Annotated in this window: 23 protein-coding genes and 1 riboswitch; of the genes, 10 read left to right on the top strand and 13 right to left on the bottom strand. The window is 73.1% G+C overall.

Annotated elements, in window-relative coordinates:
* Window positions 1–101: 101 nt before the first annotated feature.
* From AB0469_RS39775 to AB0469_RS39755, 5 genes are all read right to left on the bottom strand, one after another.
* Entirely contained in the window at window positions 102–992 is an 891-nt protein-coding gene (locus AB0469_RS39775) for a hypothetical protein (protein WP_366456488.1), read from the bottom strand.
* Window positions 993–1,044: 52 nt separating this feature from the next.
* Entirely contained in the window at window positions 1,045–1,959 is a 915-nt protein-coding gene (gene metF, locus AB0469_RS39770; protein ID WP_366456487.1) for a methylenetetrahydrofolate reductase [NAD(P)H], read from the bottom strand.
* Window positions 1,960–2,122: 163 nt separating this feature from the next.
* Complete coding sequence (gene thiE, locus AB0469_RS39765; protein WP_366456486.1) at window positions 2,123–2,761, bottom strand: thiamine phosphate synthase; 639 nt, start codon at window positions 2,759–2,761, stop codon at window positions 2,123–2,125.
* 79 nt (window positions 2,762–2,840) lie between these two features.
* The gene (locus tag AB0469_RS39760) at window positions 2,841–3,206 is read right to left on the bottom strand and encodes an Rv2175c family DNA-binding protein (RefSeq protein WP_267035306.1); all 366 of its coding nucleotides are present in this window, start codon (window positions 3,204–3,206) and stop codon (window positions 2,841–2,843) included.
* 148 nt (window positions 3,207–3,354) lie between these two features.
* On the bottom strand, window positions 3,355–4,575 hold the full coding sequence (locus AB0469_RS39755; RefSeq protein WP_366456485.1) for an FAD-dependent oxidoreductase: 1,221 nt from the start codon (window positions 4,573–4,575) through the stop codon (window positions 3,355–3,357).
* A 101-nt stretch (window positions 4,576–4,676) separates the two neighbouring features.
* Window positions 4,677–4,789: riboswitch (TPP riboswitch) on the top strand.
* On the opposite strand from AB0469_RS39755, the gene thiO reads away from it, so the two are divergent.
* The 6 genes from thiO to AB0469_RS39725 all read left to right on the top strand — a co-directional run bounded on the left by thiO (window position 4,787) and on the right by AB0469_RS39725 (window position 10,564).
* Window positions 4,787–5,971, top strand: a complete 1,185-nt coding sequence (gene thiO / locus AB0469_RS39750) for a glycine oxidase ThiO (protein WP_366456484.1) — start codon at window positions 4,787–4,789, stop codon at window positions 5,969–5,971. It overlaps the preceding riboswitch by 3 nt.
* Complete coding sequence (thiS, locus tag AB0469_RS39745) at window positions 5,968–6,168, top strand: sulfur carrier protein ThiS (protein ID WP_366456483.1); 201 nt, start codon at window positions 5,968–5,970, stop codon at window positions 6,166–6,168. Before thiO ends, thiS begins: the two co-directional genes overlap by 4 nt.
* A 5-nt stretch (window positions 6,169–6,173) precedes the next feature.
* Window positions 6,174–6,968: a thiazole synthase gene (locus AB0469_RS39740; RefSeq protein ID WP_366456482.1), complete on the top strand. Its 795-nt coding sequence runs from the start codon at window positions 6,174–6,176 to the stop codon at window positions 6,966–6,968.
* A gap of 147 nt (window positions 6,969–7,115) precedes the next feature.
* On the top strand, window positions 7,116–9,029 hold the full coding sequence (gene pknB / locus AB0469_RS39735) for a Stk1 family PASTA domain-containing Ser/Thr kinase (protein WP_366456481.1): 1,914 nt from the start codon (window positions 7,116–7,118) through the stop codon (window positions 9,027–9,029).
* A 6-nt stretch (window positions 9,030–9,035) separates the two neighbouring features.
* Window positions 9,036–9,896: a deoxyribonuclease IV gene (locus AB0469_RS39730; protein WP_366456480.1), complete on the top strand. Its 861-nt coding sequence runs from the start codon at window positions 9,036–9,038 to the stop codon at window positions 9,894–9,896.
* A 101-nt stretch (window positions 9,897–9,997) separates the two neighbouring features.
* Entirely contained in the window at window positions 9,998–10,564 is a 567-nt protein-coding gene (locus AB0469_RS39725; RefSeq protein ID WP_366456479.1) for a DUF4396 domain-containing protein, read from the top strand.
* A gap of 6 nt (window positions 10,565–10,570) precedes the next feature.
* Here AB0469_RS39725 and AB0469_RS39720 read toward each other — a convergent pair whose 3' ends face one another.
* Complete coding sequence (locus AB0469_RS39720) at window positions 10,571–11,203, bottom strand: sulfite oxidase-like oxidoreductase (RefSeq protein ID WP_366456478.1); 633 nt, start codon at window positions 11,201–11,203, stop codon at window positions 10,571–10,573.
* Between the two features lie 172 nt (window positions 11,204–11,375).
* Here AB0469_RS39720 and bfr point away from each other — a divergent pair, with 172 nt between their 5' ends.
* Window positions 11,376–11,855 carry a bacterioferritin gene (bfr, locus tag AB0469_RS39715; RefSeq protein WP_042813402.1) on the top strand — a complete coding sequence of 160 codons (480 nt, stop codon included), beginning with the start codon at window positions 11,376–11,378 and terminating at the stop codon, window positions 11,853–11,855.
* Window positions 11,856–11,893: 38 nt separating this feature from the next.
* Here the strand turns inward: bfr and AB0469_RS39710 are convergent, their stop codons facing one another.
* Window positions 11,894–12,160, bottom strand: a complete 267-nt coding sequence (locus AB0469_RS39710; protein ID WP_366456477.1) for a (2Fe-2S)-binding protein — start codon at window positions 12,158–12,160, stop codon at window positions 11,894–11,896.
* A 156-nt stretch (window positions 12,161–12,316) separates the two neighbouring features.
* Window positions 12,317–13,672, bottom strand: coding sequence for a class II 3-deoxy-7-phosphoheptulonate synthase (locus tag AB0469_RS39705; protein WP_042813409.1), 1,356 nt, complete (start codon window positions 13,670–13,672; stop codon window positions 12,317–12,319).
* Between the two features lie 340 nt (window positions 13,673–14,012).
* On the opposite strand from AB0469_RS39705, the gene AB0469_RS39700 reads away from it, so the two are divergent.
* The gene (locus tag AB0469_RS39700) at window positions 14,013–15,914 is read left to right on the top strand and encodes an anthranilate synthase family protein (RefSeq protein ID WP_366456475.1); all 1,902 of its coding nucleotides are present in this window, start codon (window positions 14,013–14,015) and stop codon (window positions 15,912–15,914) included.
* Window positions 15,915–15,938: 24 nt separating this feature from the next.
* Here the strand turns inward: AB0469_RS39700 and AB0469_RS39695 are convergent, their stop codons facing one another.
* The 5 genes from AB0469_RS39695 to AB0469_RS39675 all read right to left on the bottom strand — a co-directional run bounded on the left by AB0469_RS39695 (window position 15,939) and on the right by AB0469_RS39675 (window position 20,921).
* A complete protein-coding gene (locus tag AB0469_RS39695; protein WP_366456491.1) occupies window positions 15,939–16,943 on the bottom strand; it encodes a 2-hydroxyacid dehydrogenase in 1,005 nt (334 codons plus the stop codon).
* Window positions 16,944–17,035: 92 nt separating this feature from the next.
* The gene (locus AB0469_RS39690) at window positions 17,036–18,067 is read right to left on the bottom strand and encodes a 6-phosphofructokinase (protein WP_366456490.1); all 1,032 of its coding nucleotides are present in this window, start codon (window positions 18,065–18,067) and stop codon (window positions 17,036–17,038) included.
* Window positions 18,068–18,255: 188 nt separating this feature from the next.
* The gene (locus AB0469_RS39685) at window positions 18,256–18,900 is read right to left on the bottom strand and encodes a response regulator transcription factor (RefSeq protein WP_366456489.1); all 645 of its coding nucleotides are present in this window, start codon (window positions 18,898–18,900) and stop codon (window positions 18,256–18,258) included.
* 44 nt (window positions 18,901–18,944) lie between these two features.
* A complete protein-coding gene (locus tag AB0469_RS39680; RefSeq protein ID WP_366456474.1) occupies window positions 18,945–20,159 on the bottom strand; it encodes a DUF5931 domain-containing protein in 1,215 nt (404 codons plus the stop codon).
* Between the two features lie 45 nt (window positions 20,160–20,204).
* A complete protein-coding gene (locus AB0469_RS39675; protein WP_042813697.1) occupies window positions 20,205–20,921 on the bottom strand; it encodes a lysophospholipid acyltransferase family protein in 717 nt (238 codons plus the stop codon).
* 229 nt (window positions 20,922–21,150) lie between these two features.
* Between AB0469_RS39675 and AB0469_RS39670 the strand changes: the two genes are divergently transcribed.
* Complete coding sequence (locus AB0469_RS39670; RefSeq protein WP_366456473.1) at window positions 21,151–21,930, top strand: alpha/beta fold hydrolase; 780 nt, start codon at window positions 21,151–21,153, stop codon at window positions 21,928–21,930.
* Window positions 21,923–22,480, top strand: a complete 558-nt coding sequence (locus tag AB0469_RS39665; RefSeq protein WP_366456472.1) for a hypothetical protein — start codon at window positions 21,923–21,925, stop codon at window positions 22,478–22,480. The genes AB0469_RS39670 and AB0469_RS39665 overlap by 8 nt, the downstream gene beginning before the upstream one ends.
* Window positions 22,481–22,613 lie beyond the last annotated feature (133 nt).

Here is a 22,613-nt window from a genome sequence, read left to right as displayed (position 1 = left end):
GCTTTTTGGTGTGGGGGCCGTACTCCTGGGTTTGTCTTGTTTCTGGGGTCTTACTGGGGGTGGGGGGTTCTCTTTCTTCCCGCCCCCTCCCCCGTTCCGCGTCAGTAGCGGTACTGCCCGTACTCGCCGTTGCCCTGGTACGGGTACCCCTGCTGCGGCTGCTGCTGCGGGTCCTGCTCCGGGTAGGGCTGCGGGGCCGCGTCCGTGGCGCGCTGCTGCGGGACCCACACCCCGCCGGGCGGGGTGTCCGTGGAGTACTGCTGCTGCGCGGGGTCGGTGTACTGCGGGTAGTCGTACGTCTGGCCCGGGGCGACCGCGCCGCCGGTGCCGATGTACGGGTCCGAGTAGGCGGCGTAGACCTGCTGTCCGCCCGCCGGGTAGCCGCCGGTGTAGTCGTATCCGTCCTGGCCCTGCCCACCGTCGTAGTAGGCGGCCTGCTGTCCGCCGTCCTGGCCGTCCGCGGCGAACGGCGAGGCGAAGGCGGCGGTGGCGTCCGGCTGCCGGGGGGCGAAGCTCTGTATCCCGTACGAGCCGGTCTCCTCGGGCACCGGCTGCGGGGTGAAGACGTTGCGGTCGTCCTGGTCGTCCCGGTCGGCGGCGTCGTCGCGGGAGGGGGCGGGGCCCTGGGAGCCGTACTCCAGCCCGGTCACCTCCAGCGCGGGCTCCGGGCGCGGCGCGGGGCCCCCGGAGCGGCGGCGTCTGCTCTTGCCCTCCGGGCGTGCGGGCTCGGCGCCCTTGCCCTTGCGCAGGGCCCAGCCGGCGACGAAGCCCTTGCGGAAGGAGAGCGTCACCAGGGTCTGGCCGACGGCGAAGGCGAGCGCGCCGACGGCGATGACCAGCACCGACGGCAGCACGACCCCGGCCACGACGCCGAGGAACCCGGCGAAGGCGAGCAGGCGCCAGCGCAGCCGGGCCTTGTACTGCATCAGGACCTCGGCAAGCAGCCACAACGCGACGAAACCGAACGCGATGTAGAGGACCGTCATTCCCATGCAAGGCCCCTCTCGGTACGGCCGTACCGCGCGGGAAACGGGAGACGGCCGATCAGGCCCGCTGGTGCAGGCCCAGGTTCTCGTAGATCTCGAGGGTCGCCGTGGAATTGTTCAGCGTGATGAAGTGCAGTCCGGGTACACCTTCGGACAGCAGCCGCGCGCAGAACTCCGTGGCGAACTCGATGCCAATGGAGCGTACAGCGGCCGGATCGTCCTTGACGGCGAGCATGCGGTCTTTCACGGCGTCCGGGAAGAGCGCGTTGCTCAGCTGCGGCAGCCGGTCGAGCTGCTTGATGCCCACAACAGGCATGACCTCGGGGATGATCGGGGTCTCGCAGCCCGCCTTCTGGGCGCTGTCGCGCAGCCGCAGATAATTCTCCGGATCGAAGAACATCTGGGTGATGGCGTAGTCCGCACCGGCGCGGCACTTGTCCACGAAGTGCCGGATGTCCGTGTCCCAGTCCTCCGAGCGCGGGTGCATCTCGGGGAAGGCGGCGACGCCGACGCAGAAGTCTCCGGACTCCTTGAGCAGGCGCACGAGGTCGGCGGCGTAGTCCACGCCCTCGGGGTGCTTGACCCAGGGGCCCATGGGGTCGCCCGGCGGGTCCCCGCGCAGCGCGAGCATGTTGCGGATGCCGGCGTCGGCGAACTGGCCGATCACGTGGCGCAGCTCGGCGACGGAGTGGTCGACGGCGGTGAGGTGCGCGACGGGGGTCAGGGTGGTGTCGGCGGCGATCTGCTCGGTGGCGCGGACGGTGCCGCCCCGGGTCGAGCCTCCGGCCCCGTACGTCACGGAGACGAAGCTCGGGGAGACCGCCTCGATCCGGCGGAGCGCGTTCCAGAGGTTGCGCTCGCCCTTCTCGGTCTTGGGAGCCCAGAACTCGAAGGAATACGAGGCTCCGGACGCGAGGAGGTCGCGGACCGTGTGTGCGCGGTCCGACCAGGTGGAAGCGGTACCAAGGGCCATACGGGCAGGTTAGACGCGCCCCGGCGGACGCCGAAGCGCTGTCCACCCCTTGGACGGATTTTTGGACACCTCGGCGCGGGCCCCGGCCGGGCACGAGGTCCGCGCGAGCGCGGTTCGAGGGGCCGGCGCCCGGGAGTGGTCCGGGCGGGCCGGGTCCGGGGCCTCAGGCGAGGCGGGCGCGGACGCGCGCGGCCAGCTCGGCGGCGGCGGCGCCGGGGTCGGAGGCCTCGGTGACGGCGCGGACGACCACGACGCGGGTGGCCCCGGCGTCGAGGACCTCGTCCAGGTTGCCGGCGTCGATGCCGCCGATGGCGAACCAGGGGCGGTCCTGGTCCAGGGAGGCCGCGTGGCGGACGAGGTCCAGGCCGGGGGCGTGGCGGCCGGGCTTGGTGGGGGTGGGCCAGCAGGGGCCGGTGCAGAAGTAGTCCACGCCGGGTTCGGCGACGGCGGCGTCGACCTCGGACGCGGAGTGGCAGGAGCGCCCGATCAGGACGTCCCGGCCGAGGATCGCACGGGCGGCGGGGACGGGGATGTCGCCCTGGCCCAGGTGCAGGACGTCGGAGCCGATGGCGTGCGCGACGTCGGCGCGGTCGTTGACCGCGAGGAGCCTGCCGTGCCGGCGGGCGGCCTCGGCGAAGACCCGGAGGTGTTCGAGTTCCTCTCCGGCCTCCATGCCCTTGTCGCGGAGCTGGATGACGTCGACCCCGCCGGCCAGGACCGCGTCGAGGAACTCGGGGAGGTCTCCCTGCCGCTTTCGGGCGTCCGTGCACAGGTAGAGCCGGGCGTCGGACAGCTGCTGCATGGGAGTACCCCCCTGGTGGTGGCGGTGTGCGGGCGGGCCGAGGCTACCCCGCCGGCCCGCACACCCGTGGATCAGCCGGTCAGAGGGCGAGCGCCTGGGCGCGGCGCTTCACCTCCGTGCCGCGATTCTCGCGCAGCGCCTGCACGGGGGTGCCGGGCAGGGTCGGATCCTCGGTGAAGAGCCACTCCAGCATCTCCTCGTCGGAGAAGCGGTCGTCGCGCAGCACCGTCAGCAGGCCGACGAGTCCCTTGACGACCTTGTCGCCGTCGATGAACTGGGCCGGAACCTGCAGGGCGCGGTTCTCGCCCCGGCGTACGGCGATCAGCTGCCCTTCCTTGACCATCTGGCGGACCCGGGTCACCTCGATGTCGAGCATCTCCGCGATGTCGGGGAGGTACAGCCAGGAGGGGACGAGGGCATCGATCTTTGCGTCAATCTCGGTCACGGGGACAAGCCTGCCACCTCGGCGGGGCACCCGGTACCCGGCCCCGTCCGTCCGGGTCCGTCCGCGTAGGCGGGGATCCGCCCGGATCGGGGTCCGCGTCCGGTTACGGGCCCGGCCGCGCGGCGGCGGACCGGGCCCCGGGGCCGTGTCAGGCGGCGGCCGACTTCAGCGGTACGCCCGGGTCGGCGACCCTGGCCGGGTCCACGGGGGTGCCCGACTCGATCAGCTTCCGCCCCTGGGCCAGGTCCCGGGGACGGCCGACGGCCAGGACCGCGACGAGGGCGTCCCCGCGCAGCCAGCACACCGACCAGGCGTCCGCGTCCGGGTCGCCGCGCCACAGCAGGGTGTCGGCGCCGCCGTGGTGGCCGGCGTACTGCACGAAGCGGCCGAACTGCTCGGACCAGAAGTAGGGCACGGGGTCGTAGGCCTGCACGGCCTCCCCCGCGACGATGTTCGCCGCGACCGTGCGCGGGCCCTGGAGGGCGTTGTCCCAGTGGTGGACCAGCAGCCGGGTCCCGTAGCGGGCCGACGGGAAGGAGGAGCAGTCGCCGACGGCGTACACCCCGGGCAGGGAGGTGCGCAGGTGGGCGTCGGCGGTGACGGAGCCGTCGGGGCCCCGCTCGACGCCGCTGCCGTCGAGCCAGTCGGTGGCGGGCCGGGCGCCGACGCCGACGACGACGGCCCCGGCGGGCAGCTCGCGGCCGTCCGCGAGGAGCACTCGGCCCTCCTCGATCCCGGCCACCCGGGCGCCGGTGAGCAGGGTGGCGCCGGCTCCGGCGTACCAGCGGGCCATGGGGGCGGCGACCTCGGCGGGCAGGGCCCCGGCGAGGACCCGGTCGGCCGCCTCGACCACGGTGACGGCGCAGCCGGCCTCGCGGGCGGCGGTGGCGAACTCGGCGCCGATCCAGCCGGCCCCGACCACGACGGTGTCGGGGGCGGCGGCCAGGACCGGGCGCAGCCGGGCGGCGTCGTCGAGGGTGCGCAGCAGGTGGACGCCGGGGACGCCGTCGGTGCCGGGCAGGGTCAGGGGTACGGCTCCGGTGGCCAGGACGAGGACCTCGTACGGGACCGGGCCGGCCTCGGTGTCCAGCTCGTGGTCGGCGGCGCGCAGGCCGGTGACCTCGGTCCCCAGGCGGAGGGCGATGCCCAGGCCCTCGAAGTCGACGTCGAAGGCCGAGTCCTCGGCCTTGCCGAGCAGTACCGCCTTGGACAGCGGCGGGCGGTCGTAGGGCTGGTGGGGTTCGGCGCCCAGCAGGGTCACGGGGCCGGTCCAGCCCTGTTCCCGCAGGGCCACCGCGGTCTGCACCCCGGCCATTCCGGCGCCGACGATCACGACACCGGGCTTCGTCTGTTCCGTCTGCTCACTCACACGGCCAGCCTAGCCACCTGACGGTGCGTCAGGAAACTGGGGGCGGGGTGCCACAGGGAGGCAGCCTTACCCGCCACCGGCCCCGGGGTTACGCTGGCCACCGTACCTATCGCGGGAGTCCGGGCGCACCGGGCTGAGAGGGAGGCTGGCCGGCCTCCGACCGTACGAACCTGATCCGGGTCATGCCGGCGAAGGGAGGGGCTGGACGCCCATGCACGCATCCGACAAGGGATCCGACCACCGGGGCTGCGACGTCCTCGTCATCGGTGGCGGGATCATCGGCCTGGTCACCGCCTGGCGGGCGGCCCGCAGCGGCCTGCGCACCGCGCTCGCCGACCCCGACCCCGGCGGTGGCGCCGCCCGGGTCGCGGCCGGCATGCTCGCCGCCGTCACCGAACTGCACTACGGCGAGGAGACCCTGCTGGGGCTCAACCTCGCCTCCGCCGCCCGCTACCCGCAGTTCGCCGCCGAGCTCACCGAGGCCAGCGGTGGCATGGACCTCGGCTACCGCGCCTGCGGCACCCTGGCCGTCGCCCTCGACGCCGACGACCGCCTCCACCTGCGGGAACTGCACGCCCTCCAGCGCCGCTGCGGTCTGGAGTCCGAGTGGCTCACCGGCCGCGAATGCCGCCGCCTGGAGCCGATGCTGGCCCCCGGGGTGCGCGGCGGACTGCGCGTCGACGGGGACCACCAGGTCGACCCGCGCCGGCTCGCCGCCGCACTGCTGGCCGCCTGCGAGCGGGCCGGGGTGGAGATCCACCGGGCGGCCGCCCGCCGGCTGCTCGTCACCGCCGACCGGGCCTCGGGGGCGCTGCTCGACGACGGCACCGGGCTGCGCGCCGGCCAGGTGGTCCTGGCCGCCGGCTCCCTCAGCGGCCGGCTGGAGGGGGTACCGGAACAGGTGCTGCCGCCCGTACGGCCGGTCAAGGGCCAGGTCCTGCGGCTGGCCGTGCCACCCGCCTACGCCCCCTTCCTGTCCCGGACGGTACGGGCCGTGGTGCGCGGCAGCCACGTCTACCTGGTCCCGCGCGAGAACGGCGAGCTCGTCGTCGGCGCCACCAGCGAGGAACTCGGCTGGGACACCACCGTCACCGCGGGCGGGGTCTACGAGCTGCTGCGCGACGCCCACGAGCTGGTCCCCGGCATCACCGAGCTCCCCCTGGTCGAGACCCGGGCCGGGCTGCGCCCGTGCTCCCCCGACAACGCGCCGCTGCTGGGCCCCAGCGACCTGCCCGGGCTGCACCTGGCCACCGGCCACTACCGCAACGGGGTGCTGCTGACCCCGCTCACCGGCGACGTGATGGCGGAGCTGCTGACCACCGGCGCCGTACCGGAGATCGCCCGCCCCTTCAGCCCCCGCCGCTTCTCCTCCACGCGTCAGGAGTCCCTCGCATGACCATCTCCGTCAACGGCGAGCCGCGCGAGGTCGCGGCCGGCACCACCCTCGACGCGGTGGTCGCCACCCTGACCACCGCCCCGTCCGGCGTGGCCGCCGCCCTCAACGAGACGGTCGTCCCGCGCGGGCAGTGGCCGCACACCGCGGTCGGCGACGGTGACCGGGTCGAGGTCCTCACCGCGGTCCAGGGAGGCTGAGCACCATGGCCGACGACCTGTTCACCCTGGGCGGCCGGACCTTCTCCTCCCGCCTGATCATGGGCACGGGCGGCGCCCCGAGCCTGGAGGTCCTGGAACGCGCCCTGATCACCTCCGGCACCGAGCTGACCACGGTGGCCATGCGCCGCCTGGACCCGACGGTCCAGGGATCGGTGCTGTCCGTCCTGTCGAAGCTGGGCATCGCGGTCCTGCCGAACACCGCGGGCTGCTTCACCGCCGGCGAGGCCGTGCTGACGGCCCGGCTGGCGCGGGAGGCGCTGGGCACGGACTGGATCAAGCTGGAGGTGGTCGCGGACGAGCGGACGCTGCTGCCGGACGCGGTCGAGCTGCTGGACGCGGCGGAGGTCCTGGTCGACGAGGGCTTCACCGTCCTGCCGTACACGAACGACGACCCGGTGCTGGCGCGGAGGCTGGAGGACGCGGGCTGCGCGGCGATCATGCCGCTGGGCTCCCCCATCGGCTCCGGGATGGGCATCCGCAACCCGCACAACTTCGAGCTGATCGTGGAGCGGGCCGGGGTGCCGGTCATCCTGGACGCGGGCGCGGGCACGGCCTCGGACGCCGCCCTGGCGATGGAGCTCGGCTGCGCGGCGGTGATGCTGGCCTCCGCGGTGACCCGCGCGCAGGAGCCGGTGCTCATGGCGGCGGCCATGCGCGACGCCGTCTCGGCGGGCCGGCTGGCCCACCGCGCGGGCCGCATCCCCCAGCGCCGCTTCGCCGAGGCCTCGTCCCCGCTGGAGGGCCGCGCCACCCTGGACCCGGAACGCCCGGCGTTCTGAGGACCCCGCCCCACCCCCTCGGGGGGGGCGGAGGGGGGAGGCGGCGGCCCCCGCCGTCTCCCCCCCTCCCCCCGCCCACGTCACAGCTGCGCTGCAAGGCGTGGACACCCCGGCCGGGGGTGGCGGGGGTCCTCGTAGAATCGCCGGGTGGATACGACCCTGGATGACCCCCTCGTCGGGCGCGTGCTCGACGGCCGCTACCGCGTCGACGCCCGCATCGCCGCAGGCGGCATGGCGACGGTCTACCGGGCCCTCGACACCCGCCTCGACCGCGTCCTCGCGCTGAAGATCATGCACCCGGACCTGGCCGCCGACGCCGCCTTCGTCGACCGCTTCATCCGCGAGGCGAAGTCCGTGGCCCGCCTCGCGCACCCCAACGTGGTCGGGGTCTTCGACCAGGGCACCGACGGCCCGTACACCTACCTCGCCATGGAGTACGTCTCCGGCTGCACCCTGCGCGACGTCCTGCGCGAGCGCGGCGCGCTCCAGCCGCGGGCCGCGCTCGACATCCTCGAGCCGGTCCTCGCCGCCCTCGGCACCGCCCACCGCGCCGGCTTCGTCCACCGGGACATCAAGCCCGAGAACGTCCTGATCGGCGACGACGGCCGGGTCAAGGTCGCCGACTTCGGCCTCGTCCGCTCCGTGGACGCCGCCACCCAGACCACCGGCTCCGTCCTCGGCACCGTCTCCTACCTCGCCCCCGAGCAGATCGAGGACGGGGTCTACGACACCCGCGTGGACGTCTACGCCTGCGGCGTCGTGCTGTACGAGATGCTCACCGGCTCGAAGCCGCACACCGGCGGCAGCCCCGCCCAGGTGCTCTTCCAGCACCTCAACGAGGACGTCCCGCCCCCGTCGGCCGCCGTCCCCGGGCTGCCCGCCTCCCTCGACGAGCTCGTCGCCCAGGCCACCGCCCGCACGCCCGAGCTGCGCCCCGCCGACGCCGCCGCCCTCCTGGGGCTGGCCCGCGAGGCCCGGGCGCGGATCGGCGAGGCCGAGCTGGACGCCGTACCGCCGCAGGCGCGGGCCGCCGAGCGGTCCGCCGCCGAGGACCGCACCAGCGTGATCCCGCGCCCGGTGGCGGGGCCGGCGCAGGAGCAGCCCGTGCACCACACCTCCCGCCTGGAGCGGCCGCACGTGCCGCAGGCCCCGGCACCTGCGGCCCCCCGCCGGCCGCGGCGGGGCATGCTCCTCGTCATCGCCGCAATCCTGCTCGCCCTGGGTCTGGGCGGCGGCGTCTGGTACATCAACTCCGGCCAGTTCACCAAGGTCCCCAACCTCCTCGGCAAGACGGAGGAGCAGGCCAGGGCGGAGCTCTCCGCCGCCGGGCTCGGCGTCAAGAAGGTCGACCGGAAGTTCAGCGAGGCCTTCGAGCGCGGCACGGTGATGAACTCCGACCCGGCCGGCGGCAAGCGGATCAAGGGCAACGGCGCGGTGACCCTCACGGTCTCCCGCGGCCCCGAGCTGGTCAGCGTGCCCGACCTGAAGGGCCGGCCGCTGGAGGAGGCCAAGGCCGAGCTGACGAAGGCGGGGCTGGCCCCCGGCATCGTCACCCAGGCGTTCAGCCAGGACGTGGCCCAGGGATCGGTGATCGGCACCGACCCGGCCGGCGGCCAGAAGCGGGCCCCCGACACCGCCGTCGCCCTCCAGGTCAGCAAGGGCCGCCCGGTCCAGGTCCCGACCGTCACCGGCCAGTCGGCCGACCAGGCGCGGGCCGCGCTGGAGGCCCTCGGCCTGAAGGTGGAAACGGCCCCCGACCAGGTCAACTCCCCGGCGCCCGCCGGTACGGTCGCCGGCCAGTCGATCGGCGCGGGCACCCAGGCCGCCGCCGGGGACACGGTCACGCTGACCCTCTCCAAGGGCCCCCGGCCGGTCCAGGTCCCGAACGTGGCCGGCCAGGACGTGGACGCGGCCCGCAAGGCGCTGGAGGCCCTGGGCTTCAAGGTGAAGGTGGAGCGTCCCTTCCTGTCCTTCAGCAGCACGGTGGACACCCAGTCGGTGCCCGCCGGGCAGAGCGTCCCCGAGGGCAGCACGATCACCATCAAGACCAAGGGGCTCTGAGCAGCGTTGTCACGCAATCCCGTGGGCGGGCACGTGCCCGTCGCCGGCGGGCTGGCCTCCGTGGGCCTGGCCTACGCCCGTGAGATGGGCGCCGAGGCCGTCCAGGTCTTCGTGGCCAACCCGCGCGGCTGGGCCACCCCGACCGGGAACCCCGCGCAGGACGAGCTGTTCCGCGCGCAGTGCGCCGCGGAGTCGATCCCGGTCTACGTGCACGCCCCGTACCTGATCAACTTCGGCTCGCACACCGCGGCGACCGTCGAGAAGTCGGTGGAGTCCCTGCGGCACTCACTGCGCCGGGGCCGGGAGATCGGTGCACTCGGGGTGGTCGTGCACACCGGCTCGGCGACCGGGGGCCGTCCGCGCGAGGAGGCGTACGCGCAGGTCAGGGAGTACATGCTGCCGCTGCTGGACGAGCTGACGCACGAGGACGACCCCTTCCTGCTGCTGGAGTCCACGGCCGGCCAGGGCTCCTCGCTCTGCTCGCGCACCTGGGACTTCGGCCCGTACTTCGAGGCCCTCGACCACCACGAGAAGCTCGGCATCTGCCTGGACACCTGCCACGTCTTCGCGGCGGGCCACGACCTGGCCGAGCCGGGCGGCACGAAGCAGACCCTGGACCTGCTGGTGGACACGGTCGGCGCGGGCCGGCTGAAGCTGATCCACGCCAACGACTCCAAGGAGGGCGTCGGCGCCCACAAGGACCGGCACGCCAACATCGGCCGGGGCCACATCGGCCGGGAGGCCTTCGCCGAGCTGCTCTCCCACCCCGAGACGGACGGCGTCCCGCTGATCATCGAGACGCCGGGCGGCAAGGAGGGGCACGCGGCGGACGTGGCCCTGCTGAAGGAGCTGCGCGAGCTGCACTGACCGCTTGCCCACATCCTTGAGGAATACCCCTGGGGGGTATACGGTTCCACCAGTCGGCGGGACCGCTGCCCGGCGTTCCGCCGGACCTTCAGGGGGTTGTCATGACGCAGGCGCACGAACATCACGAGCACCACGCACCTCACGGGAACCACGAGCAGCACACCCAGCACACCCAGCACGCCGACCACGCCCACCACGAGCACCCGCACGCGCACGCCCACGGCGGCGGACCCGTCGGCTGGGGGACGGCGGCCCGGGCCACGCTGCACTGCCTGACCGGATGCGCCGTCGGCGAGGTCCTCGGCATGGTCGTCGGCACCGCCCTGGGCTGGGGGAACCTCGCGACGATGGTCCTGGCGATCGTCCTCGCGTTCTTCTTCGGCTACGCCCTCACCCTGCGCGGGATCCTGGCCGCCGGCGTGGACTTCCGCTCGGCCGTCCGGGTGGCGCTGGCCGCGGACACCCTCTCGATCGCCGTCATGGAGCTGATCGACAACGGCGTCGTCGCCGTCTGGCCCGGAGCCATGGACGCCCACCTCTCGGAGGCGCTGTTCTGGACCGCCCTGGCGATCTCGCTGGCGCTCGCCTTCGTGGTGACCACCCCGGTCAACAAGTGGATGATCGGCCGCGGCAAGGGCCACGCCGTCGTCCACCGGTACCACCACTGAGAGCGGTCACAGCTCCGGACCGTCGCCGGGCCCCTCCTGGTACGAGTAGCGCTGCTCGCGCCAGGGGTCGCCGATGTTGTGGTAGCCGCGCTCCTCCCAGAAGCCCCGGCGGTCGGCGGTCATGTACTCGATGCCCCGCACCCACTTGGGCCCTTTCCAGGCGTACAGGTGCGGGACCACCAGGCGCAGCGGGAAGCCGTGTTCGGCCGTGAGCGGTTCGCCGCCCATGTGGGTGGCGAAGACGGTCCGGTCGGAGGCGAAGTCGGCCAGCCGCATGTTGGAGCTGAAGCCGTACTCGGCCCACACCATCACGTGCGTGGCCTGTGGGGCCGGAGGGGCCAGGGTGAGGATGTCACGGGCCAGCACCCCGCCCCACTCGGCACCCAGCATGCTGAACTTGGTGACGCAATGGAGGTCGGCCACCACCGTCTCGAACGGCAGCGCCGCGAACTCCTCGTGGTTCCAACAGTGCTTCCCGCCGTCGGCCGTCGCCCCGAAGACCCGGAACTCCCAGCGGTCCGGCTTGAACTTGGGCACGGGACCGTAGTGGGTGACGGGCCAGCCCCTCTGCAGCCGCTGCCCCGGAGGAAGCTCCAGTTGCTCTGCTCCCGGAGATTCCCGGCTTTCCGGCTGACCCATGCCTCCATGGTGACAGACGTGGCGGGGTGGTCACGACCAGGTACGAGCCGAAACGGGCAAGTCACGGTAACTCCCACTAAGGAGGCACTTACTGGACGCCCCCCTACGGCGGTGCAAAGATGCGCGCACTGCCCAGTCACCTAGCTGACATTGCCTGGAAGGAGCCTCTGCGATGCAGGGCGACCCCGAGGTCCTCGAGTTTCTGAACGAGCAGCTGACCGGCGAGCTCACGGCCATCAACCAGTACTGGCTGCACTACCGCATCCAGGACAACAAGGGCTGGACGAAGCTCGCCCATTACACCCGCGCCGAGTCCATCGACGAGATGAAGCACGCGGACAAGCTCACCGAGCGCATCCTGATGCTCGACGGGCTCCCGAACTACCAGCGCCTCTTCCACGTGCGGGTCGGCCAGACCCTGACGGAGATGTTCCAGGCGGACCGGCAGGTCGAGGTGGAGGCGATCGACCGCCTCAGGCGGGGCATCGAGGTCATGCGCGGCAAGGGGGACGTCACCTCGGCGCGGCTCTTCGAGGAGATCCTGGAGGACGAGGAGCACCACATCGACTACCTCGACACCCAGCTGGAACTGATCGAGAGCATCGGTGAGGCGCTCTACATCGCCCAGCTGATCGAGCAGCCGGAGAGCTGAGGACGCGACGGACCCGGGACCCGGCGGGCGCCCGGAGGCTATGCCGCGTCGGCCAGGACGGGCTGCGCGGCCCCGGGGGCCGGACGGGGGGCGGTGGCGAGGACGGCTGCCGCGTCGCCCTTCTCCAGCAGCTCCCGGCGCGGGCACGCGCCACGGCCCAGGAGGCCCTGGATGGTCCGCACGCAGGCACCGCAGTCGGTGCCGGCCTTGGTGACCGAGGCGATCTGGCGGGGGGTGCAGGCCCCGGCGGCCGCGTGTTCCTTGACCTGCTTGTCGGTGACCCCGAAGCAAGAGCAGACGTACACGCGGTTCACCTCCCTGAGCGGAATGGTTCTTGCAGCCATCCCCAGTGCGGTGAGGCTTACCTAACCGTACCCAAAGTGAGGGTTGCCCAAAAGGCCCGGGAACGCGGATGGGGCGCGGATCACATCGATCCGCGCCCCGTCCTCACGCGCTGCTGCCTACTGGTCGCGGTACATCTCCGCCACCAGGAACGCCAGGTCCAGGGACTGGCTGCGGTTGAGGCGCGGGTCGCAGGCCGTCTCGTAGCGCTGGTGCAGGTCGTCGACGAAGATCTCGTCGCCGCCGCCCACGCACTCGGTGACGTCGTCACCGGTGAGCTCGACGTGGATGCCGCCCGGGTGGGTGCCCAGCGCCTTGTGGACCTCGAAGAAGCCCTTGACCTCGTCGAGCACGTCGTCGAAACGGCGCGTCTTGTGGCCGGAGGCCGCCTCGAAGGTGTTGCCGTGCATCGGGTCGGTGACCCAGGCGACGGTCGCACCGGACGCGGTGACCTTCTCGACCAGCTCGGGGAGCTTGTCGCGGACCTTGTCGGCGCCCATGCGCACGACGAAGGTCAGGCGGCCCGGCTCGCGCTCGGGGTCCAGGCGGTCGATGTACGTCAGCGCCTCGTCCACCGTGGTGGTCGGGCCGAGCTTGATGCCGATCGGGTTGGCGATCTGCGAGCAGAACTCGATGTGCGCGTGGTCCAGCTGGCGGGTGCGCTCACCGATCCAGACCATGTGGCCGGAGGTGTCGTACAGCTTGCCGGTACGGGAGTCCGTACGGGTGAGGGCGCCCTCGTAGTCCAGCAGCAGGGCCTCGTGCGAGGAGTAGAACTCCACCGCCTTGAACTCGGCCGGGTCGGTGCCACAGGCCTTCATGAAGTTCAGCGCGTTGTCGATCTCCCGGGCGAGCTGCTCGTAGCGCTGCCCGGACGGGGAGGACTTCACGAAGTCCTGGTTCCAGGCGTGCACCTGGCGCAGGTCGGCGTAACCGCCGGTGGTGAAGGCGCGCACCAGGTTCAGCGTGGAGGCCGAGGCGTGGTACATGCGCTTGAGGCGCTCGGGGTCCGGGACGCGGGCCTCTTCGGTGAAGGCGAAGCCGTTGACGGAGTCGCCGCGGTAGGTCGGCAGGGTCACGCCGTCGCGGGTCTCGGTGTCCTTGGAGCGCGGCTTGGAGTACTGGCCCGCGATGCGGCCGACCTTGACGACGGGCACGGAGGCCGCGTACGTCAGGACGGCGCTCATCTGGAGCAGGGTCTTCAGCTTGGCGCGGATGTGGTCGGCGGAGACGGCGTCGAAGGCCTCGGCGCAGTCGCCGCCCTGCAGGAGGAACGCCTCGCCCTTGGCGACGGCTCCCAGGCGGGCGCGCAGCTGGTCGCACTCGCCCGCGAAGACGAGCGGAGGATACGACTCGAGGTCCGCGACGACAGCGCGCAGGGCCTCGGCATCGGGGTACGAAGGCTGCTGCGCCGCGGGAAGGTCTCGCCAGGTCGCCTTGGCGGCGAGGGCGTGGTTTTCAGCGTTCACGGTCACCTCGTACACATTACGGCGTCATTCGCCGTGTCCGGCCGGACGCCCACCTGGTGAGACGGTGTCGTTCGAAGGTCCACGGAGCCCAGATGAACGGAATTCAAGGTTCACATGGTGGAAGAGGCGGGATGCGGCAGGAGGACGGCCGGGTGGGCTAGGGTGCCTCCCATGTACGCGCTCTCCGTCCAGAACTGGTGGTGGTCCGCTCCCGGCGGCCCACCCCTCGTGCGTACCCACTGACACGAGCGAAGCGAAGGCCGCCCCGAGGGGCGGCCTTCTGCGTGCACCGACCGGCACGGGCCGCCCCTCCTCCCGAACACCCCACCGGAAGGAAGCCCGCCCCATGCCCCAGTCCGAGTTCTCCCTCGCCCGGCTCCTCGACGACGACGCCCCGCCCTTCGCCCTGCTGCGCCGGCGCACCCCCGGCCGCGACCACGACACCGTCGAGGTGCTGCTGGGCCCGGTCCACGAGGCCGACCGCCTCGCCGACCTGCCCGTCCGCGCGCTGCCCACCCTGGCCCTGGTCCCCTTCCGCCAGATCCGCGAGCGCGGTTTCGACGTCCGCGACGACGGCACCCCGCTGGCCGTGCTGGCCGCCGAGGAGGCGTACGAGGTCCCGCTCGCCGAGGCGCTGGCCGCGCTCCCGGACCACGGCGTACGGGTCGCGGGCGGCGGCTTCGACGTCGGCGACGAGGAGTACGCGGCCACCGTCGGGCGGGTGGTCCGCGACGAGATCGGCCGGGGCGAGGGCGCGAACTTCGTGATCCGGCGGACCTACCGGGGCCGGATCGACGGCTTCGGCCGGGCCGACGCCCTGGCCCTGTTCCGGCGGCTGCTGGAGGGTGAGCGGGGCGCGTACTGGACGTACGTGGTCCACACCCCGGACCGCACCCTCGTCGGCGCCAGCCCCGAGGTCCACGTCCGCATGACGGGCGGCACGGTGGTCATGAACCCCATCAGCGGCACCTACCGCCACCCGGCCGGCGGCCCGACCGCCGAGTCGCTCCTCGCCTTCCTCGCCGACCGCAAGGAGACCGAGGAGCTGTCGATGGTGGTCGACGAGGAACTGAAGATGATGTGCACGGTCGGCGACATGGGCGGCACCGTCGTCGGCCCCCGGCTGCGGGAGATGGCCCACCTCGCGCACACCGAGTACGAGCTGCGCGGACGCTCCTCGCTGGACGTCCGGGAGGTGCTGCGGGAGACCATGTTCGCGGCGACGGTGACGGGCTCCCCCGTGCAGAACGCCTGCCGCGTGATCGAACGGTACGAGGACGGCGGCCGCGGCTACTACGCGGGCGCGCTGGCGCTGCTGGGGCTGGACCCGTCCGGCGCCCAGACCCTGGACTCCCCGATCCTGATCCGCACCGCCGACATCGCCCCGGACGGGGAGCTGCGGGTGCCGGTCGGGGCCACCCTGGTCCGCCACTCCGACCCGCTCGGCGAGGTGGCCGAGACCCACGCCAAGGCCGCCGGGGTGCTGGCCGCCCTGGGCGTGCGGGAGGCCGCGCCCCGGCTCGCCGCCGGCACGGGCGCCCGGCTGGCGGACGACCCCCGGGTGCGGGCGGCGCTGGCCTCGCGGCGGGCGGACCTGGCGCCGTTCTGGCTGCGGATGCAGGAGCGGCTGCCCGCGCCGGGCGGGCACGCGCTGGTGGTGGACGGCGAGGACACGTTCACGGCGATGCTGGCGCACGTGCTGCGGGCCGCGGGCCTGGCGGTGACGGTGCGCCGCTACGACGCGCCGGGGCTGCGGGAGGCGGCGCTGGCCTGGGAGGGCCCGATCGTCCTGGGCCCGGGCCCGGGGAACCCGGCCGACGGGGCGGACCCGAAGATGCGGATGCTGCGCGCGCTGGCGGGCGAGCTCCTCGCCTCGCACCGGGGCGGTCTGCTCGGGGTCTGCCTGGGGCACGAGCTGCTGGCGGCGGAGATCGGGCTGCCGCTCGTCCGCAAGGCGGAGCCGGCGCAGGGGGCGCAGGTGCGCATCGACCTCTTCGGCACGCCGGAGGTGGTCGGCTTCTACAACACCTACACCGCCGCCTGTGACGCGGAGGCGGCGCAGGAGCTGGCGGCGCACGGGGTCGAGGTCTCCCGCGACCCGGTCACGGAGGAGGTGCACGCCCTGCGCTGCGCGGAGCGCGGCTTCGCGGGCGTCCAGTTCCACCCGGAGTCGGTCCTCACCCTGCGGGGCGCGCCGCTCGTCCGCGACCTGGTCCGCTCCCTGACCCCGGCGGGGCGGCGGGCGTGACGTCGCCCCGGGTCCGGCCGGCGGTCAGGCCGGACCCGGGACCAGGGTGTTGTCGGAGCGGCGTCCCGCCAGGTAGTCCGCCACGTTGCGGACCGTCGCGTCGATGATCTGCCCCACCGCCTCGTGGGTGTAGTACGCCTGGTGCGAGGTGACCAGGACGTTCGGGAAGGTCACCAGCCGCGCGAGGGTGTCGTCGGGCACCGCCTCCAGGGACTTGTCCCGGGAGAAGACCCCCGCCTCCGCCTCGTACACGTCCAGCCCCACGCCCGCGAAGCGGCCCGCGCGCAGCTCCCCGACCAGGGCCTCGGTGTCGACGAGCCCGCCCCGGCTGGAGTTCACCAGGATCGCGTCGTCCTTCATCGCCGCCAGCGCGGCCGCGTCGACGAGGTGCCGGGTCGCCTCCAGCAGGGGCACGTGCAGGCTGACCAGGTCCGCGGAGGCGAACAGCTCCTCCTTCGCCACGTACTCCATGCCCAGCTCCACGCACGCCGGGTTCGGCGCGAGGTCCCAGCCCAGCAGCCGCATCCCGAACCCGTGCGCGATCCGGGTGAAGGCCTCGCCGATCCGGCCCGTGCCCAGCACCCCGGCCGTCCGCCCGCGCATGTCGCGGCCCATCAGCCCGTTCAGCCGGAAGTCGAAGTCGCGGGTGCGGTTCGAGGCGCGCACGATGCGCCGGTTCACGGCCATCGCCAGGGTCCAGGCGAACTCGGCGACCGAGTACGGCGAGTAGTACGAGACCCGGCTGACGGTCAGGCCCAGCCGCCGCGCCGCGTCGAGGTCGATGTTGTTGAAGCCGGTGGAGCGCTGGGCGATCAGCCTCGTCCCGCCCGACGCCAGGACGTTCAGGACCCGGGCGCCCAGGTCGGCGTTGACGCCGGAGGAGACGATCTCGTATCCGGCGGCGATCGGCGCCGTGTCCTCGCCGAGGGGGACGTCGAGGCAGCGCACCTCGTGCGGACCCGCCGTGGCGAAGGCCCGCTCCAGGAGCGGTCCCTCGTCGGCGGTCACTCCGAAGGCCAGGATCTCCACGCTCGCTCCCACAGGTCGGACCACGGGTCGTTCCATCGCCTTCGTCACGATACGACCCGTGGTCCGGTCCCCCGCAGAGGCGGGGCGGCGGCTCAGCCGAAGAAGACGCCGGCCTCCTCGTACAGCTTCGGGTCCACCGTCTTCAGCTTCGCCGTCGCCTCGGCGATCGGTACGCGGACGATGTCCGTCCCCTTCAGCGCGACCATCTTGCCGAAGTCCCCGTCGCGGACCGCGTCGATCGCGTGCAGTCCGAAGCGGGTGGCCAGCCAGCGGTCGAAGGCGCTCGGGGTGCCGCCGCGCTGGATGTGCCCGAGGACCGTCGTCCGGGCCTCCTTGCCGGTCCGCGCCTCGATCTCCTTGGCCAGCCACTCCCCCACGCCCGACAGCCGGACGTGCCCGAAGGAGTCCCGGGAGACGGCGTCCTTGAGGACCAGGTCGCCGTCCTTGGGCATGGCCCCCTCGGCCACCACCACGATCGGCGCGTAGCTGGCCTTGAACCGGGAGGTCACCCAGGCGCAGACCTGGTCCACGTCGAAGCGCTGCTCGGGAACGAGGATGACGTTCGCACCGCCCGCCAGCCCCGAGTGCAGGGCGATCCAGCCGGCGTGCCGGCCCATCACCTCGACGACCAGCACCCGCATGTGGGACTCGGCCGTGGTGTGCAGCCGGTCGATGGCCTCGGTCGCGATGCCGACGGCCGTGTCGAAGCCGAAGGTGTAGTCGGTGGCCGACAGGTCGTTGTCGATGGTCTTGGGAACGCCGACGCAGGGGATCCCGTACTCCTCGTACAGCCGGGCGGCCACGCCCAGGGTGTCCTCGCCGCCGATCGCGACGAGCGCGTCGACCTCGGCCTTGGCGAGGTTCTCCTTGATGGCGCGGACCCCGTTCTCCGTCTTGAACGGGTTGGTGCGCGAGGAGCCGAGGATGGTGCCGCCGCGGGGCAGGATCCCGCGGACGGCGGGGATGTCGAGCGGGACGGCGTCCCCCTCGACGGGCCCCCGCCAGCCGTCCCTGAACCCGACGAACCCGTATCCGTACTCCTGGACGCCCTTGCGGACGACGCCCCTGATCACCGCGTTGAGCCCGGGGCAGTCGCCGCCGCCCGTGAGCACTCCGACCTTCATGGAATCTCCCTTCGCCATGACGGCCACGCTAGTGGTGACACAGGTCACACCGATGGGTCTGGAAAGGGCAATTCCGGTGGAATTACGAGGCGTTGCGTACGCGTGTTCACTCGTAAGGGGAAGTAAGTACGACCGGTGCGGCCTTGTGCGTCCCCCCACGCCTCCCCTCGTGCGTCCCCCCGCTCGCCTCAGGCGTCGTCGAGCCCGCGCTCGATCGCGTACCGGACGAGCTCCACCCGGTTGTGCAGCTGGAGCTTGCCCAGGGTGTTCTGCACGTGGTTCTGCACCGTGCGGTGGGAGATGACCAGCCGCTCCGCGATCTGCTTGTACGACAACCCCTTGGCCACCAGCCGCAGCACCTCGGTCTCCCGGTCGGTCAGCTGCGGGGCCTTCGGCTCGTCGGCCGCGGCCGGCACCGGGTCGGCGGCCAGCCGCCGGTACTCGCCGAGGACCAGCCCGGCCAGACCCGGGGTGAACACCGGGTCGCCGACCGCGGTCCGGCGGACCGCGTCGATCAGCTCCTGGGCCCCGGCGGACTTCATCAGGTAGCCGGTCGCCCCGGACTTCACCGCCTCCAGCACGTCCGCGTGCTCCCCGCTCGCCGACAGCACCAGCACGCGCAGCGCGGGATCGGCGCCGACCAGCTCCTTGCACACCTGCACCCCGGGCATCCCCGGCAGGTTGAGGTCGAGGACCAGCACCCGCGGGGCCGCGGCGCGGGCCCGGCGCACCGCCTCCGGCCCGTCCCCGGCGGTGGCGACGACGTCGAACCCCGCGGCGGCCAGGTCGCGGGCCACCGCGTCCCGCCACATCGGATGGTCGTCGACGACCATCACCTTGATGTCGTGGAGCTCGCCGCCGCCGCTGACGCTGTCGTTCACTGGGTCCTCCCCCTCGGTACTTTCAGTTCCACTTCGGTGCCCTGCCCGGGGACGGACACCAGCTCGGCGCTGCCGCCGAGGTCGCGCAGCCGGCCCCGGATGGACAGGGCCACGCCCATCCGCCCCTCACCCTCCGCCTGGTCGAGCCGTCCGGCCGGGATGCCCGGACCGTCGTCCCGGACCGTCACGATCACCTCGTCGCCCCAGTCCTCGACCAGGATCCAGGCACGGGCCCCCTCCCCCGCGTGCTTGCGCACGTTGTCGAGGGCGGCGCCGACGGCCGCGGCCAGCTCCCGCGCGGCGGGCGCGGGCAGCGGAACCGGGGTGCCCGGCTCGGCGAAGCTCACCCGGGAGCCGGCGTGCGGGGCCAGCAGGGAGCGCAGGTCCAGCTCCCCCTCGTCGGCGCCCGGCTCCTCCACCTCGTACGCGTCCACCCGCGCGCCGAGCGACTCGTCGCGCGAGACCCGGGAGGGGCGGACCAGCCCGCTGGAGACCAGCGTGCGCAGCGCCACCTCCTGCTCCCCGGCCATCCGGCCCAGCTCGGCGGCCTCCCCGCCCAGCTCGGTGCCGCGCCGCTGGACCATGGCGAGGACCTGGAGGACCCCGTCGTGGATGTCCCGGGCCAGGCGCTCGCGCTCGCGGGTCGCCGCCTCGATCTCCAGGGCGCGGGCGAGCGTCGCCTCACTGGCCCGGGCCACCTCGACGACGTAGCCGAGGGCGATGGAGGCGACCCAGACCAGCAGCACGTTGTGGAAGGTGTCCCGGGTGGGGTCGCCGCCGTGGATGGCGATGTTGGCGACGGCCACGAAGGTCGAGGCGATCCCGGCCCAGCGCCAGCCGCCCTTGAGGGCGAAGGCGAGCACCGAGCCCGCCGTCCAGATGCTGGGGAGGGTGGGGCCGCCCGCCTGGATGCGGGCGTGGGTGTCGGCGAACGGGGTGAGGGCTATGCCGACGAGCGCGACGGTGAGGTCGGCCGCGAGGAAGCCCCGGGTGCAGCGCGCCGCACTGCCCACCCGGCGGTGGGTGGCCAGCGTCCAGACGACGAGGACGGCGAGGTAGCCGGCCGCGGCGCCGGGGCGGACGAAGCCCTTGTAGGCGGAGGCGAACAGCAGGACCGCGTAGACCATGGTGAGCAGCCGGTACGCGGTCAGGGCCCGCCACAGCGGCTGCTCCACCGACATGCGCACGACGCGCTCGCGCTTCGTCGCCATCTCCCCCACCCCCGCCGCGCGGACGGCACCGGCCGCCCGCGGGGACTACTCCGCGCCCTTGTCGCCCTTGGCCGCGTCCTTGGCGGCCTTCTCCGCGTCCGCGATCTGCCGCTTGGCGGCCGTCGCGTAGATGTCGACGTACTCCTGGCCGGAGAGCTTCATGATCTCGTACATGACCTCGTCGGTCACCGAGCGGAGGATGAAGCGGTCCCCGTCCATGCCCTGGTAGCGGCTGAAGTCCAGCGGCTTGCCGATCCGGATGCCCGGGCGCATCAGCTTCGGGACCACCTTGCCGGGCGGCTGGATCTTCTCGGTGTCGATCATCGCCACCGGGATCACGGGCGCGCCGGTGGCCAGCGCCACCCGGGCCAGGCCGCCGGGCTTGCCCCGGTAGAGGCGGCCGTCGGGTGAACGGGTCCCCTCGGGGTAGATACCGAACAGCTCCCCGCGCTCGATGACCTCGATGCCGCTCTTGATGGCGGCCTCACCGGCACCGCGCGCACCGGAGCGGTCCACGGGGAGCTGGCCGACGCCCTTGAAGAAGGCCGCCGTCAGCTTGCCCTTGACCCCGGGGGAGGTGAAGTACTCCGCCTTCGCGATGAAGGTCACCTTCCGGTCCAGCACGGCCGGCAGGAAGAAGGAGTCGGAGAAGGACAGGTGGTTGCTCGCGAGGATCGCCGGCCCCTCCGCGGGAATGTTCTCGAGGCCCTCCACCCACGGCCTGAAGGCGAGCTTCAGGGAACCGCCGATGGAGAACTTCATTGCGCCGTAGATCAACTCGAAAGCCTTCCTGTGTCTGTCGAACAGACCTTATCCCCTGGCTCCACCGAGAGCGCCCGACGACCCTGGTCGGTGTCATCCCGGTCGCGTACCGTGAAGTCACACAGCGCGACGCACCCGTACGCACCCGTACCCCCACGCGTCATGGTCATCGTCGTAGCCATCGTCATCGTCATCGTCGAGTCGAGTCCTCACCAACAAGGAGACTGTGGTGCCCGTCCTCCCTGGAGCAGAGCCGTTCCGCCACGAGGGCGGGGAGGTGGGCGTGCTCCTCTGCCACGGCTTCACCGGTTCCCCGCAGTCGCTGCGCCCCTGGGCCGAATACCTGGCCGAACGCGGGCTCACGGTCTCGCTGCCGCTGCTGCCCGGGCACGGCACCCGCTGGCAGGACATGCAGCTCACCGGCTGGCAGGACTGGTACGCCGAGGTGGACCGGGCGCTGCGGGAGCTGCTGGAGCGGTGCACGCAGGTGTTCGTGTTCGGGCTGTCGATGGGCGGCGCGCTGACCCTGCGGCTGGCCGCCAAGCACGGGGACGCGATCAGCGGCATCGTGCTCGTCAACCCGGCCAACAAGGTGCACGACCCGCTGGCCGTCGCCCTCCCCGTGGCCAAGCACTTCATCCGCTCCACGCCGGGGATCGCCAGCGACATCGCGAAGCCGGGCGCGGCGGAGGTCGGCTACGACCGGGTCCCGACGAAGGCCGCGCACTCGCTGCGGAAGTTCTTCCAGCTGGTGGACACCGAGCTGCCGCAGGTCACGCAGCCGGTGCTGCTGCTCCACAGCCCCCAGGACCACGTGGTCCCGCCGGTGGACTCGGAGCGGATCCTGGCGCGGGTGTCGTCGACGGACGTCACCGAGACCCTGCTGGAACAGAGTTACCACGTGGCGACGTTGGACCATGACGCGGAGCGGATCTTCGCGGACAGCTATGCGTTCGTCGGGCGGCTCGCGGAGAGCGTCGGCAGGGAGGGGGCGGCCAGCGGTGGCTGAGCACGAGGAGTCCGCCGGGGGTGTGCCCCCGCTGGACGAGGAGGCGGCCTGGGCCGCGATCGTCGCCGGGTACGGGCAGGAGCCGCCGGACCCGCCGGGGGCGCGCCCCTTCCGGCCGATCGAGAACCTGATGCTGCCGGAGGAGGACGTCCAGCCGGAACCGCCGGCCGCCGCCCCGACGGCACTGGGCAGCTCGGTGGTCTTCGCCCCGGGCGTCGGCCTCGGCCCGCGCGACCACACGCCGGCCGAGCCGAAGGACGGGGACGCGGCGGGGGACGCGGCGGGGGACGCCGCCGACGAGGGCCACTTCGTCCCCCCGGAACCGCCGGAGCTCCCGCCGGCGGACACCACGGCGAAGTTCGCCTGGCTCGCCGTGGTCGGCGGCCCGGTCCTGCTCCTGCTGGCGGTCCTGCTGCAGTGGGACATGACGTGGTGGCTGACCACCCTGGGCATCGGAGGCTTCCTGGGCGGCTTCGCCACCCTGGTCGCCCGCATGTCGGGCGACACGAACGACGATGACGACGACCCGGGACGCGGGGCGGTGGTCTAACCCGCGCCCGAGGGCTGCCGGACCGGCGGTGCGGAAGTACGGCGGTGCGGCGGCGCGGGCCTCGGCGACGGCCCTCATGACGCGGGCCCGCCGTCGCCCCCGCGAGGGGCCGGGGCGGGCCGGTGCCCGCCCC

The sequence above is a fragment of the Streptomyces sp. NPDC093801 genome (assembly GCF_040701585.1).
Lineage (GTDB): Bacteria > Actinomycetota > Actinomycetes > Streptomycetales > Streptomycetaceae > Streptomyces.
This window is presented reverse-complemented; position numbering and strand designations above follow the sequence as displayed.

Coding starts and splice junctions, on each gene's coding strand:
- AB0469_RS39685 (WP_366456489.1), bottom strand. CDS start 18,900: ATGGTCGTCGACGACCATCCGATGTGGCGGGACGCGGTGGCCCGCGAC.
- AB0469_RS39700 (WP_366456475.1), top strand. CDS start 14,013: ATGCCCCAGTCCGAGTTCTCCCTCGCCCGGCTCCTCGACGACGACGCC.
- AB0469_RS39725 (WP_366456479.1), top strand. CDS start 9,998: ATGACGCAGGCGCACGAACATCACGAGCACCACGCACCTCACGGGAAC.
- AB0469_RS39720 (WP_366456478.1), bottom strand. CDS start 11,203: ATGGGTCAGCCGGAAAGCCGGGAATCTCCGGGAGCAGAGCAACTGGAG.
- bfr (WP_042813402.1), top strand. CDS start 11,376: ATGCAGGGCGACCCCGAGGTCCTCGAGTTTCTGAACGAGCAGCTGACC.
- AB0469_RS39690 (WP_366456490.1), bottom strand. CDS start 18,067: ATGAAGGTCGGAGTGCTCACGGGCGGCGGCGACTGCCCCGGGCTCAAC.
- AB0469_RS39680 (WP_366456474.1), bottom strand. CDS start 20,159: ATGGCGACGAAGCGCGAGCGCGTCGTGCGCATGTCGGTGGAGCAGCCG.
- thiE (WP_366456486.1), bottom strand. CDS start 2,761: ATGCAGCAGCTGTCCGACGCCCGGCTCTACCTGTGCACGGACGCCCGA.
- metF (WP_366456487.1), bottom strand. CDS start 1,959: ATGGCCCTTGGTACCGCTTCCACCTGGTCGGACCGCGCACACACGGTC.
- thiO (WP_366456484.1), top strand. CDS start 4,787: ATGCACGCATCCGACAAGGGATCCGACCACCGGGGCTGCGACGTCCTC.
- AB0469_RS39740 (WP_366456482.1), top strand. CDS start 6,174: ATGGCCGACGACCTGTTCACCCTGGGCGGCCGGACCTTCTCCTCCCGC.
- AB0469_RS39775 (WP_366456488.1), bottom strand. CDS start 992: ATGGGAATGACGGTCCTCTACATCGCGTTCGGTTTCGTCGCGTTGTGG.
- thiS (WP_366456483.1), top strand. CDS start 5,968: ATGACCATCTCCGTCAACGGCGAGCCGCGCGAGGTCGCGGCCGGCACC.
- AB0469_RS39675 (WP_042813697.1), bottom strand. CDS start 20,921: ATGAAGTTCTCCATCGGCGGTTCCCTGAAGCTCGCCTTCAGGCCGTGG.